Source organism: Bacillus sp. SJZ110 (assembly GCF_006715455.1).
GTDB classification, from domain to species: domain Bacteria; phylum Bacillota; class Bacilli; order Bacillales; family Bacillaceae; genus Bacillus; species Bacillus subtilis.
Genome location: NZ_VFNF01000003.1, coordinates 397,317 through 411,359, shown reverse-complemented (window position 1 = coordinate 411,359; position 14,043 = coordinate 397,317). Strand labels below are relative to the sequence as shown.

At 39.5% G+C, this 14,043-nt stretch carries 14 protein-coding genes and 2 pseudogenes; 14 read left to right on the top strand and 2 right to left on the bottom strand.

Annotation, left to right across the window (positions count from 1 at the left end; genetic code table 11):
* The first annotated feature begins 34 nt into the window (after nucleotides 1-34).
* The 10 genes from adaA (at nucleotide 35) to FB592_RS12050 (ending at nucleotide 9,875) form a co-directional block, all read left to right on the top strand.
* Nucleotides 35-673, top strand: a complete 639-nt coding sequence (gene adaA / locus FB592_RS12100; protein ID WP_038827950.1) for a bifunctional transcriptional activator/DNA repair enzyme AdaA — start codon at nucleotides 35-37, stop codon at nucleotides 671-673.
* Nucleotides 657-1,199 (top strand): methylated-DNA--[protein]-cysteine S-methyltransferase, encoded by a 543-nt coding sequence (gene adaB / locus FB592_RS12095; protein WP_141949542.1) that lies wholly within the window; start codon nucleotides 657-659, stop codon nucleotides 1,197-1,199. The genes adaA and adaB overlap by 17 nt, the downstream gene beginning before the upstream one ends.
* Nucleotides 1,200-1,716: 517 nt before the next feature.
* Complete coding sequence (locus tag FB592_RS12090) at nucleotides 1,717-3,234, top strand: NADH dehydrogenase subunit 5 (RefSeq protein ID WP_141949541.1); 1,518 nt, start codon at nucleotides 1,717-1,719, stop codon at nucleotides 3,232-3,234.
* Between the two features lie 14 nt (nucleotides 3,235-3,248).
* Nucleotides 3,249-5,864 (top strand): DUF2309 domain-containing protein, encoded by a 2,616-nt coding sequence (locus FB592_RS12085; RefSeq protein WP_141949540.1) that lies wholly within the window; start codon nucleotides 3,249-3,251, stop codon nucleotides 5,862-5,864.
* Between the two features lie 76 nt (nucleotides 5,865-5,940).
* On the top strand, nucleotides 5,941-6,471 hold the full coding sequence (locus tag FB592_RS12080) for a carbonic anhydrase (protein WP_041850637.1): 531 nt from the start codon (nucleotides 5,941-5,943) through the stop codon (nucleotides 6,469-6,471).
* A 60-nt stretch (nucleotides 6,472-6,531) separates the two neighbouring features.
* Nucleotides 6,532-6,822, top strand: a complete 291-nt coding sequence (locus FB592_RS12075) for a DUF6407 family protein (RefSeq protein WP_014475635.1) — start codon at nucleotides 6,532-6,534, stop codon at nucleotides 6,820-6,822.
* A gap of 56 nt (nucleotides 6,823-6,878) precedes the next feature.
* A complete protein-coding gene (locus FB592_RS12070) occupies nucleotides 6,879-7,253 on the top strand; it encodes a Na-translocating system protein MpsC family protein (RefSeq protein WP_003246482.1) in 375 nt (124 codons plus the stop codon).
* Between the two features lie 470 nt (nucleotides 7,254-7,723).
* Nucleotides 7,724-8,026, top strand: coding sequence for an ArsR/SmtB family transcription factor (locus tag FB592_RS12060; protein WP_003234907.1), 303 nt, complete (start codon nucleotides 7,724-7,726; stop codon nucleotides 8,024-8,026).
* A 126-nt stretch (nucleotides 8,027-8,152) separates the two neighbouring features.
* Nucleotides 8,153-9,325 (top strand): MFS transporter, encoded by a 1,173-nt coding sequence (locus FB592_RS12055; RefSeq protein ID WP_141949539.1) that lies wholly within the window; start codon nucleotides 8,153-8,155, stop codon nucleotides 9,323-9,325.
* Between the two features lie 208 nt (nucleotides 9,326-9,533).
* Nucleotides 9,534-9,875: a hypothetical protein gene (locus tag FB592_RS12050; RefSeq protein WP_038827944.1), complete on the top strand. Its 342-nt coding sequence runs from the start codon at nucleotides 9,534-9,536 to the stop codon at nucleotides 9,873-9,875.
* Between the two features lie 116 nt (nucleotides 9,876-9,991).
* Here FB592_RS12050 and FB592_RS12045 read toward each other — a convergent pair.
* Nucleotides 9,992-10,135, bottom strand: a pseudogene (locus FB592_RS12045) (MerR family DNA-binding transcriptional regulator); the annotation flags it as partial.
* A gap of 135 nt (nucleotides 10,136-10,270) precedes the next feature.
* On the opposite strand from FB592_RS12045, the gene FB592_RS12040 reads away from it, so the two are divergent.
* From FB592_RS12040 to FB592_RS12025, 4 genes and pseudogenes are all read left to right on the top strand, one after another.
* Nucleotides 10,271-11,248: an alpha/beta hydrolase gene (locus tag FB592_RS12040; RefSeq protein WP_038827941.1), complete on the top strand. Its 978-nt coding sequence runs from the start codon at nucleotides 10,271-10,273 to the stop codon at nucleotides 11,246-11,248.
* A 1-nt stretch (nucleotide 11,249) separates the two neighbouring features.
* Nucleotides 11,250-11,921 (top strand): two-component system response regulator YbdJ, encoded by a 672-nt coding sequence (gene ybdJ, locus FB592_RS12035; RefSeq protein WP_141949538.1) that lies wholly within the window; start codon nucleotides 11,250-11,252, stop codon nucleotides 11,919-11,921.
* Nucleotides 11,918-12,904 carry a two-component system sensor histidine kinase YbdK gene (gene ybdK / locus FB592_RS12030; protein ID WP_167553953.1) on the top strand — a complete coding sequence of 329 codons (987 nt, stop codon included), beginning with the start codon at nucleotides 11,918-11,920 and terminating at the stop codon, nucleotides 12,902-12,904. The genes ybdJ and ybdK overlap by 4 nt, the downstream gene beginning before the upstream one ends.
* 58 nt (nucleotides 12,905-12,962) lie before the next feature.
* Nucleotides 12,963-13,225, top strand: a pseudogene (locus FB592_RS12025) (hypothetical protein).
* Here FB592_RS12025 and FB592_RS12020 read toward each other — a convergent pair.
* The gene (locus tag FB592_RS12020) at nucleotides 13,210-13,980 is read right to left on the bottom strand and encodes a serine/threonine protein kinase (RefSeq protein ID WP_041850639.1); all 771 of its coding nucleotides are present in this window, start codon (nucleotides 13,978-13,980) and stop codon (nucleotides 13,210-13,212) included. The pseudogene FB592_RS12025 and the gene FB592_RS12020 overlap by 16 nt on opposite strands.
* Nucleotides 13,981-14,043 lie beyond the last annotated feature (63 nt).

The window sequence follows — 14,043 nt, the reverse complement described above, 5'->3', positions numbered from 1 at the left end:
AATTAGATGAGCCATGTAAGGACAGGTGAGATAAATGCCGGATAATATCAATAACGGACATAAAGAGAGCCATGATCATAGAATTTTGAATGATGCAGAAATAATAACAGATGAAAAGTGGCAAGCAATTATAAATAATGATGCAACGTATAATAATCAATTTTTCTACGCTGTAAAGTCGACAGGGGTATTCTGTAAACCATCCTGTAAATCTCGTGTTCCGAAAAAAGAAAATGTATGTATTTTTCCAAACGCAGAACAAGCTCTCCGCGCAAATTTTCGCCCTTGTAAACGTTGCAAGCCCACTAATGAAAAAATGCCTGATCGCGAGTGGGTTGATTTAATTACTGAATATATTGATAAAAATTTCTCAGAAAAATTAACGCTAGAATCGTTAGCAGATATTTGTCATGGGAGTCCGTATCATCTGCATCGAACATTTAAAAAAATTAAAGGCATTACACTGGTTGAGTATATACAACAAGTTAGAGTACACGCGGCTAAAAAGTATTTGATTCAGACAAATAAAGCGATTGGAGATATCGCTACATGTGTGGGTATGGCTAACGCGCCTTATTTTATTACTTTATTTAAAAAGAAAACTGGACAGACACCAGCACAATTTCGTCAAATGAGTAAAATGGAGGAAACGTACAATGGAAACAAAGAATAAAGCAACCCTTTATTGGTCTTTATTAATGTTCAAGGATTGGAATTTTTATATTGCTTCAACTTTAAAGGGGCTTGTGTTTGTAGGCTCACAGAACAAACCAATCGAGGAATTGTTCGAATGGGCTAAGAAACGCTTTCCAGGAAGTCTTCTTGTTGAAGATGATGATAAGCTTGAACCCTATGCCGTTGAAATCACTCAATATCTAGAAGGAAAGCGGAAAAACTTTACTGTTCCAGTTGAGTACGCCGGTACGCAATTTCAGATAGCCGTCTGGAATGCACTTTGTGAAATTCCTTATGGACAGACGAAATCCTATTCCGACATTGCAAATGATATAAATAAACCAGCAGCTGTTCGTGCTGTAGGTGCGGCTATTGGGGCTAATCCGGTATTAATTGCTGTACCGTGCCATCGTGTAATAGGAAAGAATGGCTCATTAACTGGCTATCGGGGCGGATTTGAAATGAAGACACTGCTCCTCGATCTGGAAAAGCGAGCTTCATCTGAAATGGATGTTCCTCATTGAAAGTGAATCATCTATAATGGGTTGGATTATTTTAGAGGAAAGTAAAGACCAGTTTACTGATAAACTTGACAACTTTTAAAATTTAGCATATCTTATACGTAACTTAATAATCGATGCAGATGTTTATTTTTCCTTTTAAAATATGTAGGCCTTTAGCATTCTTTTCATATTTCATTTTAAATATTGATAGGATGAAAAAGTATCCTAATAAAAAAGGAAGAGAACATGAGTCGATTTATTTGATAATCAGGACTATATTAAAGGAAATTAAACATAGCATAAAGTAAAGACCAATAATAAGGTAGCACTTCAAAAAACTTCGCTGAAGTTAGTTGAAGTGAAGCCGACAATTTTCAGGATTCAATGATCTAACATAATCATTGAAATTTTGAAGTTGTCGGCTTTTTTGTTGGAAAAAAATAGAGATAAATAAAAATTGAAATAAATAATAGACAAATATGATCTGATTGAAAGGTCTTTTGACCAATAATGAGTTTTAAAAAAGGGAGAATTTAGAATGTTAGTTTCGCTGAGTTTGTCATCATTATTAACATTATTTTTTATTATGCTTATGGCTTCTGGGATTAGTGGACTATTGTTTTTACATCCGCGTGTACCCTTGAGTTTTGTTCGCATTCATATTGGGATCTTGGCTTTACCACTTTTGGTTTCCTTACTGATTCTTGCCAATAGTGGTGTGAGTGGAAATGTTGGCCCTTGGCACTTAGATTCCTTAGCTTGTTTAATGACTTTCTTTGTTCTTGCAATTGGATTCATCATTCAGCGTTTTTCTGTACGTTACTTAATGGGGGATCGATCTTATCGAAAATATTTTACGCTTTTTACTTTCACAACAGGAGCTGCTTCAATGACATGGTTAAGTGGTGATCTCCGCTTGATGGTTCTATTTTGGGGAGCAACTCTTGTTGGTTTAACCTTACTTATAAGGTTAAACAGTGCTTGGCAAGTGGCTAGTGAAGCAGCCAAAATTTCTGGACGGTTATTTTTGTTAAGTTGGTTTTCTTTGTTTTTTGCGATGATGTGGCTTTTTCATGCCACAGGTCAATGGCAGCTATCATTGGTTGTAACAAATGAAAGTTTAGCTGGGCTGGGAGAATGGGAGAGAACAGGGATTCAGCTATTGATTGTACTGGCGGTGATCATTCCTGCAGCTCAATGGCCGTTCCAAAGATGGTTGGTTGAGTCTATTGTTGCTCCAACCCCTGTTTCTGCAATTATGCATGCAGGTTTAGTAAATGCAGGAGGAATAATACTAACTCGATTTTCACCTCTATTTCATGGTGGTATCGCTTCGATTATCTTACTTCTGCTTGCTAGCATTTCTGTATTGATTGGAACTGGAATTAGTTTAGTCCAGGTTGATTATAAACGTCAGTTAGTAGGCTCCACGATTGGACAAATGGGGTTTATGCTCATTCAGTGTGCATTAGGCGCCTATATAGCAGCCATTATTCATCTTATTTTACATGGTTTATTCAAAGCTACGTTGTTTCTACAAGCTGGTTCAGCAGTAGGGCGTCATGAAGTATCGGCTCGCACTAATGAAAGAACATCCTATTTATGGGTCATGGCTGGTCGGATTTTATCCTTAGTAATAGGCGTTGCTTTTTGGCTCGCTGCTCCTGGAGAGGGATATCAATTCATTAGTGCGCTGATCTTAGGGTGGTCATTGTCCGTTTCTTGGAATCAGCTTGTCGCTTTTGGAGAGGGCCGAATTGGCCGAATTGCCGGCTTAACTGTTTTAGGAGGAGCAGCCCTCGTATATTTTATCATTCATAACCTTTTCTATAAGTGGCTGCATACAACCGTTTTTCAAAGTGTTCAACCTCCAATGTCAGCTGTCATGATTGTCGTATGTCTCTTATTATTTGGCAGTGCTTTAGGTACATGGGTTGCTCGTTATCGTTCTTCCGTTTTTTTCGCGGTGCTCTATCTTTGGTTAGTTCGATTAGGTGAAGCAAAACCAAAGTCAGTAGAGAGTCACCCAGACTACCTTAAACAATATATTTCATAAGGAGCTAATCTGAGATGGGCATTACATCCGTATTAACGAAAGATAATGTAAAAAAGATAGATACAGATATTGATGTTCAAGAAAGGGATCTTAACGTTTTCATTACATCTGCCAGCCGAGTGATTGCGCCACTTTGGCCTATTTCTACATTTGCTGCACGTAATCCGTGGATGGGACTTGAAAACCAACCTTTTGATCAGGTTGCAAGTTGGTTGAAAAACAGTCGTGATGTTGATATATACCCTAGTGCGTCTATGATCCGTTCAGCAAAGAATAAAGGTGAGATTGATGAAGATTTTGTGGAAATGGGGCTGCAGCGTTGGCTTGATTCACATTCTTATCACATCCCACGGGACGTGGCAGAGCGATTTTGTCATGCTGCATTAAAGTTAGATCCCCTGCCTTCCGACCTTTTATCATCACATAAGCTGGAGAAATTAGTAAGTGAATGTAGTGGATTGGATCATATCGAGAATGTGTTTATGCAGCCACTAAGTTCGCATATAGAGAATCAAGATGGTGAAAGGCTAGTCAATATATTAGATCATCATGTCATTAAGTGGAGTAAATTATATCTTGATGACTCTCAAGCAGGCTGGACAATGCCTAATCGTGAGGAAGGTTTCTATCGTGCTTGGCAGCATCTCATTCAATATGATCCAGCACTTAGCAAAAAGGAGCGAGAAAGGGTAAAGGATTGGCCGAAAGAGGCACATTTGGCTTTACAGGAAGCCTTATTCGCACTAGAAATCCCAGAGTCAGAAATCCAGACTTATCTTGAAGGTCATTTACTTTCATTACCTGGATGGGCAGGGATGATGCTTTGGCGCTCCCAACAATCGAGCCACGAACATGCACTCCTAACAGAATATTTAGCGGTTCGAATATCCATGGAGTGGGCTCTTATAAAGCCATATTTACCTTTGACTAATGAACGATCTAAGAAAACAATTTCAATTGCTCCCCTTATAGCAGCTTGGATTCATTGGGGTGGGCTTACATTAGAAGAATGGTCACAGATGACGGCCATTGAACAAAACGAATATTTATCATTTGCCTACAGCTTTGATGAGAAACTTCGCAAGAAACTTTGGTTAGAAGCTTGGGAACAAACGTACACTGATCGATTAAGCCAGAAGATCATCTCGAAGCAACGTGAAACCGGCCGTAAAAAATCTGCATTAGCTCAATTAGCATTCTGCATCGATGTACGATCAGAACCTTTTCGTCGTCAACTAGAAAAAGAAGGCCCGTTTGAAACGATTGGTATTGCTGGTTTCTTCGGGGTGCCGATTGCAACTTGTGAACTTGGCAGTAAACACAGTCATGCTTCCTTGCCGATCATACAAAAACCGCAAAATAAAATAAAAGAGTTCGCAGATGAGGATGTATTCAAAAAATACAATCAACGGAAGCAAGCAATTCATTCTTTAAGCCATACCTTTAAAACGATGAAGCAGAATGCGCTTTCGAGCTTACTACTGCCTGAGCTAAGCGGGCCTTGGCTTACTCTGCAAATGGCAGCCCGTAGCTTTGTGCCAAGAAAGGCGGGTCGTTTCATTCGTAATCTCCGTGAGGCTTGGTTGCGCAAACCTGATACAAAACTCTCGCTTCATCATGATGCTTCAGAGGCAGAAATACCTGTGGGTTTTACTGATGAAGAAAAAGTGAACTATGCTCGCCAAGCATTAAAAATGATGGGGTTAACAGAGAACATCGCACCATTGGTCGTGATTTGCGGGCATGGCAGTCAAAGCACTAATAATCCTTATTCTGCAGCCCTTGATTGTGGTGCCTGCGGTGGAGCGGCCGGTGGATTCAATGCAAGAGTTTTAGCTGCTTTATGTAATCTATCAGAGGTACGAGAAGCTCTTTTAACTGAAGGAATTAAAATCCCTGAGGATACGGTTTTTGCAGCGGCTGAACATAATACAACAGTAGATGAGTTACATTGGCTTTATGTACCAGAGCTTTCCGAAGCTGCACAAGAAGCATTTGAACAAATTGAAGCCGTTATGCCGAAAGTGAGACATCATGTAAACGCAGAACGTCTAGCCCAATTACCGAATTTCCAATCGAAGCTAAAAAATCCGAAGGCTGAGGCAAACCGATTTGCGGAAGATTGGAGTGAGATACGTCCGGAATGGGGACTGGCTCGTAATGCCGCCTTTATTATCGGTAAACGTGAACTAACTCAGGATTGTGATTTGGAAGGCAGAGCCTTTCTCCATAATTATGATTGGAAGCAGGATGAAAGCGGTGAACTCCTAGCAAATATTATTGCAGGACCTGGAACTGTAGCCCAATGGATTAATTTACAATATTACGCATCAACGGTAGCACCTCATTATTATGGCAGCGGAAATAAAGCAACTCAAACCGTTACTGCAGGTCTCGGCGTTATGCAGGGGAATGCAAGCGATTTGTTAGCCGGACTGCCTTGGCAATCCGTCATGGAATCAGATCACGAGGCCTATCATTCTCCTCTTCGTTTATTGATACTCATCCAAGCACCTAGAGAATATGTAGAACGGTTATTAAATAATGATTCAGCATTTCTGCAAAAAGTTCAAAATGGATGGGTCCGACTGGCTAGTCTTGATCCAGAAGGATGTTGGGAAAGCTGGTAATGATGAATCTAAGCATTTATCAAATGGATTTGTTACTCAATACAAAAATGATAAACATAAGGAAGAGGTGTGCTGTATGAATGTAAACCAAAATAAAAAAGTATTATTTTTGACGGATATTGAAAACGGTTTGGAGCCTATTTTACAAGAAGCGACTAACACTTCTGCAGAGAATATGTTGACTATACAAAGCTATGGTGCCAGTATTTCACATCCTTATGGAGAAATTATGAGGTCTGTTATTTTTGCGATTTACCAGGAAGATGTTGAGAAGATTTTTGTAGTAGGAACAAAAGATAAGAAGACTTCCGCAGGTAATGGACTAACTCAACTTGAAACAATGAAAGATAAAATACAAACATTGGATTATCTCTTTCAAAATTGCAAGCCTGAATTTTTTGGTGGTACGGTCGATGAATGGCTAAATGAAAATAGCAGTGACACCATTGAAAAAAGTGTTGATATGATTCGACGTCATCCCCTAGTGCCGTCATATGTTAAAGTTAGAGGTTTATTCGTTCATCATAATGATGGAAAACCCTCAATCGTGAAGGTTCCTGATGTTAAAACAGGTCAAGCCTTACCTGATCATTGCTTGTCACGATGAAATACAGGTTCAACTTCTAAACGCACCCATATATGGAGAAAGCAGTTCTAAGGAGATTGTATGAGCGCTAATTTAACTGATTTTGTCACGAAAACAATCGAGGAAATGAACTCGTTTGATCGTGAAAATATGGAATGTATGAAAAAACTAATTAGAAAAGCAATTGATTTTTATCATCTAAAATCTTATGAAGAAGTTGAGGAAACCCATTCAGGAAACGTTCGATTTTTGCATGTCCACTCTATGATGGAAGAAAATATGTTATCCAAAATGATAGTGGTCACAAGAAACGGTAAAACTGATTTGGATATTGAAGGTGTATATGAAGGATATGTTGTAAGAGAATATTAATAGACGAAATCACAAATAGAATATGCCAATTTTTTTGCTCAGGAGATGTATTAGATATGAAAAAGTCGAAGGGTTCTATTGAATCAGAGATCAGTAAGTCCATTACTCAATGGGAGAAGGATTATCTTGGGCGGGGGTCTGTATCTGTTAAGACTGATATACTGCGGGACATGATCATCGTCAATTTAAAAGGGATTTTAACACCAGCTGAATATGTAGTTTGTGGATCAAAAGAGGGTATGTTATCTATCAAACAAACTCGTTCGGAGTTAGTCGAATCAGGTATAGAAGGCCTTAAGGATATTATCTTAAAAATAACCGGAGAAAAAGTGAAAAGTTTTCATACTGATTTAAGCTCCCGGACAGGTGAACGAGTGATGGTGTTTAAATTATGTAATGATCTAGAGAAAAATTTGGAAAAGATCTTATAATCTAAAGAAAATAAATGTTTTGACGGTATGGAATTTGTTGTGAATTGAACATAATGAACTGCCGATTCTTTTGTTTTACAATTATGGCATCATTGATAACTTTTATTCATATCCTAAGCGGACATAAAGAGATGTCAATTCATAGTACACTGTCTTGTTATTCCTGTCGAAAGATCTAACATCCGCTGTTGTTATGAGCGGATGTTTTTTTACATCTATTTTAAATACATGAATTTGATGCTGGTGATTAGTCACTTGAACAATATTTGAAAAAATCCTTGTCACCTGCCGGGTTCCCCCAAGTGTTTAGTGACACGATTATGAGACCAATTTCGTAAAACTTGATGATAAATTTAAGCGGTGAACAAAATTGATATGCTGTCTTCAGTTTCATTTCACGGAATTAGCTTTAATTAAATATATCCAAAATACGGATTGACATATCGGAATATAACGATATAATAATCGATATGGAACCAATTGAAGTATTCAAAGCCTTATCAAATGAATCAAGGCTGCAAATTTTGCAATGGCTGAAGGAACCGGATCGTCATTTTGCACCCCATGAAGGGATTGATATGAACACAATCGGGGTATGTGTCAGTCAAATCACAGACAAATTGAAAATGACGCAATCGACGGCTTCCCAATATCTTACCATCCTTTTAAGAGCCGGCCTAATTAAGGCGGAGCGAATCGGAAAGTACACGTATTACAAAAGAGATGAAGAAGCCATTGGGAAACTTGCTGACTTTCTTAAAACAGAGATATAAAAATAAACATCAAAAGATGTTTATTTTTACACCATACATATCGACATATTACGATGTGTTTATTTTTTATAATAACATATCGATAATTCGTGATATGTTTATCAATAATTGAGGAGTGAATGTTTTATGTCTAACACTTGGAAAATTTATATTTTAGCCATTGTCAGCTTTTTAGTTGGAACCTCAGAGTACATCATTTCCGGAATTTTGGATCAAATTGCTCATACTCTCGGGATCACTTTAGCTGCCGCGGGCCAGCTTATTACCATTTTCTCACTTGTATATGCTCTTTCTACACCCGTACTTATGGCGTTGACAGCAAGTATGGATAGACGCAAATTGATGATGTATGCCCTAGGTTTGTTTGTGTTCGGTAATGTCCTGGCTTTTGTACTGCCTGGTTATGGATGGTTTATTGCAGCGCGGATCATTATGGCGATGGGAGCAGGTGTGGTGGTTGTCACCGCATTAACGATTGCCGCTAAGATTGCATCGGAAGGGAAGCAGGGAAGTGCCATCGCTACGGTCGTGATGGGATTTACCGCTTCTTTAATCATTGGTGTTCCGCTTGGAAGAATGATAGCAGTAGCATTAGGCTGGAAGTCTGTATTTGGAGCCATTACTTTGTTGGGATTGATCGCAATGGTCGTTATTTTCTTTACTCTTCCGCATACTGAAGGGGATAAGCCTGTGCCTTTGCTTCAACAGCTTGCTCTTTTCAAAAAACGGAAAGTGGCTATGGGATTGTCAATCACTTTCTTCTGGCTCGGGGGATATTCTGTTGCTTACACTTATTTGTCACCGTATCTCTTGAACATCTCAGGTATAAATGGCAAGCTGCTCAGCGGTGTTTTGCTTATATTTGGAATTGCCAGTTTGGTTGGATCGAAGTTTGGGGGATATAGCACCGATAAATGGGGAGTGTCCTTTACACTCGTTGGCGGGATGACGTTGCATATCGTCACACTGATTCTGCTGTCATTTGTTACTCATTCCTATATCGGAGTGTTGGTGATTCTTATATTATGGTCGTTTGCCGCATGGTCTACAGGTCCGACACAGCAATTTCACCTGGCTACCATAGAACCGGAAATGTCAGGTGTTTTGCTTAGCATGAATCAGTCAATGATGCAATTCGCCATGGCGGTCGGCGCAGGTATAGGAGGGGTTTTTGTGGAAAACGTATCATTGGCCTCGATTACCTGGGTTGGTGCGTTAGGGGTTATGATTGCCATTATTGCATCATTGCTGATTTTCAATTCGCAACCGAAACAAGCGCTAAAAGATATCAATCAATAATTTCGAAAGATCTAACATCCGCTCGTTATACAAGCGGGTGTTTTTTTAAAAAGCTCAAGTAGAAGGCACACTGAAGCTGAAAGGGATTTTTGCCGACGGAGAGCTGAAGCACAGCAAGTTATAATATACTAGGAAGGGAAATAACGGTATGGCGGAAGGGTTCTAGCGCTTCTCGCCTGTAAGATCATTACTTTGAGGATGTGTCATCGTGAATCAAAAGACGTACATTGAAATGAGCAGGACATCGCAGTACATCAACAAAATGAGAGAGTATTCAGTGCTAATTGATGGGGCTGAGATGGGAACTATCAAAGATGGAGGAAGGCTGCGAATTGATTTACTGCCTGGTGAGCATGTTATTCAAGTGAAGATTGCTTGGTGTACAAGCCCAACTTTGAGGTTTACTTTAGCGGAAGGAGAAGTGTTGAAGTTTAGATGCGGAAGTCCGCTTCGAGGTTGGAAGTTGCTTTTGGCACTTTTTTCTGTTTTGGCCCGTCCTGAAAATTATCTGTTTATCGAGCAGGAAGAAGAGAAAAAAGCTTTGTGGTGACTTTGTTGTGTGAATAAATAGGAATAAATAGATTAAATACCCCTGAATTATGTTTTGTGAAAGATTGATATAAGCGGTAGCCTTCTCAATGTCGTTCTCGGTTGGAGAAGGCTGCGTATAAGAAATTCTCGGACTTTGCGGATAGACCTTCCGATTTCAGGATTAATGTCTTCTGGGTGGATGAGTCCGATTTCATCATGGTATCGCAATGTTTTTGTTGATACTTTGCATATCTTCGAAAATTCACCGATCGATAGCAAGCGATCACCTCCATGCTCCAAATGTACACCTTTCCGTAAGGGCAAAGTCAAATGTGAAAATAAAACTGTGCCAAAGTTAATCAGAAATTTATTTTCATATTGTATCCTTTCAGTATCAAGTGAAAGGAGCATCATATGAAAACATTATGGAAAGTCCTAAAAATTGTTTTTGTCAGCTTGGCTGCTTTGGTTTTGCTTGTATCCGTCTCGGTCTTTATCTACCACCATTACCAACTAAATAAGGAAGCAGCACTCCTTAAAGAAAAAGGCACATTAGTCGATGTTGACGGTAAAAAGATGAATGTGTATCAAGAGGGAAGCGGGAAGGATACGTTTGTGTTTATGTCCGGTTCGGGGATTGCTGCGCCTGCTTATGAAATGAAGGGGCTGTACAGCAAGTTTTCAAAAGAAAATAAGATTGCTGTTGTAGATCGGGCAGGTTATGGATACAGTGAAGTGTCTCACGATGACAGAGATATTGATACGGTATTGGAACAGACGAGGAAAGCGCTTATGAAAAGCGGAAATAAGCCTCCTTATATTTTAATGCCTCATTCGATATCCGGGATTGAAGCGATGTATTGGGCACAGAAATATCCTAAGGAAATCAAGGCCATTATTGCGATGGATATTGGATTGCCCCAGCAGTACATCACGTATAAATTGAGCGGAGTTGACAGATTGAAAGTGAGAGGGTTCCACCTGTTAACCTCGATTGGTTTTCATCGGTTTATGCCTTCCGCTGTATATAATCCTGAGGTGATTCGGCAGTCGTTTTTAACTGATGAAGAAAAAGAAATCTATAAAGCCATTAACTTTAAGCAATTTTTTAATGCAGATATGGAGCATGAGCTTTTACAGTCTTACCAAAACGGCAGCAAATCTGTGAATCTGCCGGCGCCAAAGGAAACTCCCGTCTTGATTTTAGATGCGGTCTCAGACCAAAATAGACATTCAAAGTATGCTATACAAAACCGAAAAGACTATGAAGCGTTTGCGGCTCAATTCAATACTGCCGATATAAAGGAACTGAGGGGAACACACAGTATTTATTTATATCAGCCTGATCAAATATATAAACTGTCCATGGAGTTTATGAGAAAGGTTCGCTAGGATGAAGGGTTATCATATTTTAATCGTTGAAGACGATGTGATGATTGGTGATTTGCTGCAAAAGATTTTGCAGCGTGAGGGATATCGTGTGATATGGAAAACAGATGGAGCGGATGTGCTTTCGGTGATTCAGAAGGTGGATTTGGTCATTATGGATGTGATGCTGCCGGGTGAAGACGGGTATCAAATGTCTGCAAAAATCAAAAAGCTGGGGCTGGGCATTCCGGTTATTTTTCTCTCGGCCCGTAATGATATGGACAGCAAGCTTCAAGGTTTGCAGATCGGCGAGGATTATATGGTAAAGCCCTTTGATCCGAGAGAGCTGCTATTAAGAATGCGGAATATGCTTGAGCATCATTATGGCACCTTTACGCAAATCAAACATTTGTATATTGATGCGGTAACGAAAAAAGTGTTCAATGAAAGCCTGCATGATGAGGTATTGTTTACTGCGATTGAGCGGAAAATTTTCTTTTATTTATATGAAAATAGAGATAGTATCCTGACAAAAGAACATTTCTTTGAATATCTATGGCAGCTCGAAGATAGAAACCCGAATATTGTCAATGTGCATATTAAAAAAATCAGAGCTAAAATCAATGATCAAGCGGGTGAGATGATTGAAAATATATATGGAGAAGGGTATCGGCTGAATACCGTTGTGAAGAGATGAAGCTCAAGACAAAATATCAGTTGTTATTGTTTACGGCCGTCATTAGTGTTCCGATGCTATTGCTGGCGGTCAGTGTTTTGATGTCTGTGATTTATGACAGCATGTTTAAAACGATGAATCATGGTATGCCCTTTCACAGGTCGTTTGCGTACCCGGCAATGATCGTTGTATTTTTGATATCGCTCTTATTGTTAGCTTTTTTATTTTCAAAGTCGATTCATTCTCTGTTGCATAAAATCAATCTATTAAATCAAACCATTCGGCATTTGGCGAGTGATCAAAGGGTGCCCGATAAAATTGAAGTGAAGCGTGCTGATGAAATCGGGGAACTGATCAAGTCGGTCAATTTGTTAATTGAACGGACGACATATCGTGAACTGGAGCTGAGACAGCAAGAGGAAATCAAAAAGGAGCTTTTGCAAAAACTGCGGCATGACATTAATACACCTTTAACGGCTCTCAGGCTGCAGTTATTTTATTTGGAAGACCAATGTCATGGTCAGGCTGTATTCGAATCATTGTATCAGCAAATCGAATATATCTCGGAATTAACCAATGAATTCAATCTATATTCCGCTGAGACGCTGGAAAGCTCTTATATTGTAAATGAAGAAGTGCGTCTAAACGAGCTATTAGAAACAGCGGTAAAAAAGTGGGATTATTTATACAGTATGAGTGGGATTGAGCTGCACTATAAGCCGGCAGATCAAGATGTGATATGGATGAGCAACGCGTTATGGATGCAAAGGCTGTTTGATAATATTTTTCAAAATACGTTAAAGCATTCAAAAGCTGAAAAGATGGAAGTCACGATTGAACATGGCGATGTTTTTATTCGTGATGACGGTATTGGATTTGATCGGAATGAGAGCAGTGAGGGACTTGGGTTAAAGATTATTGAGGATACATGCAGGCTGCTTGCGATTACTTATGAGCTGCATACAAATGATAACGGAACGGGGTTCTTGTTTTCAAAAGAGTGACCCCGCTGATGTTTTTCTTTCTCCTATAAAATTTATATAATAGGGAGAAAGAAATGGGGTGAACATCATATGTTTAAAAAAATCATCAAAACGATTAAGTACCTCTCAAGCAGTTCTAGTGACCGATATCGCAGACATCGGCATTACAGCAGCAGCCGGCGCAGACATTATCGCAGCTACAGCAGCAGCTCGGGCAAAAGAAGACACTACGACCGTTATGGCGGCAGTCATCGTTACAAACGCCGGAGCTACAGCAGCAGTTAATCCAAAAAAGTTCTTGTTCCGCTTTTGGGACAAGGGTTTTTTTATGTGACCGATTGAATGGCCCGGTTTAGATCCTCGCGAATGGAAGCGGTGTGCTGATACTCTTCCTCAATGCCCAATAATCTTTTCAGCAGCAAGGTTACTTCCTTTGTCAGTGTTAATTCCTCCAGCCAAGTGCCGTTTTTCTTCTTTTTTCCTTTATATTGAGAGTACAGCAGGAATAACAGCGTTTCTCCGAGATCGAAGAAGTCATCCTGTTTTCGTACCTTTATTTCCTCCATTTCTTCAGGAGTCAATTGTTTGGCAAGGCCGAAATCGATGAGGCAGAGCCTGCCGTCATTGATGATGATATTAGGCGTTCTGATGTCGCTGTGGAAGATAAGGCGATCATGCAGGTATTCTATAATCTCAAGCAGGTGCGAAATCAGTTGTAACGCCATAAGCTCTGTGAACGGCTGTTTTCGAAAAAATAATAATTCTTCTATATTTTCTCCCTCAATGAACTGCATGACATAATAAGCCTGTCCGTCTATGATGAACTCATCTATGAAGCCCGGAATTTGCGGGTGGTGAATGCTTTTGAGCAGTTTTATTTCCTGCTGGAACCGGACTCTCTCTTTTTCCTTTTTCGCTTTTGTCGGCCGAAGCTGTTTTAAGACATAAGGTGTTTGAGTTAGGATATCGGTGCACAAATAAACCAAACCGTAGCCTCCCATACCGAGACACTCTTCGATTTTGTATTGATGATTTAAGATAACGCCGTTCTTTAGAGGGCGGTCAAATAGCAGTTTTTTTAGAAGTTTTAATGCCATGTCTGCACTTCCCTTGGTTGTACTGACTATAGTTTACCTTCTAGACTGAGAATAAAAAAGAGC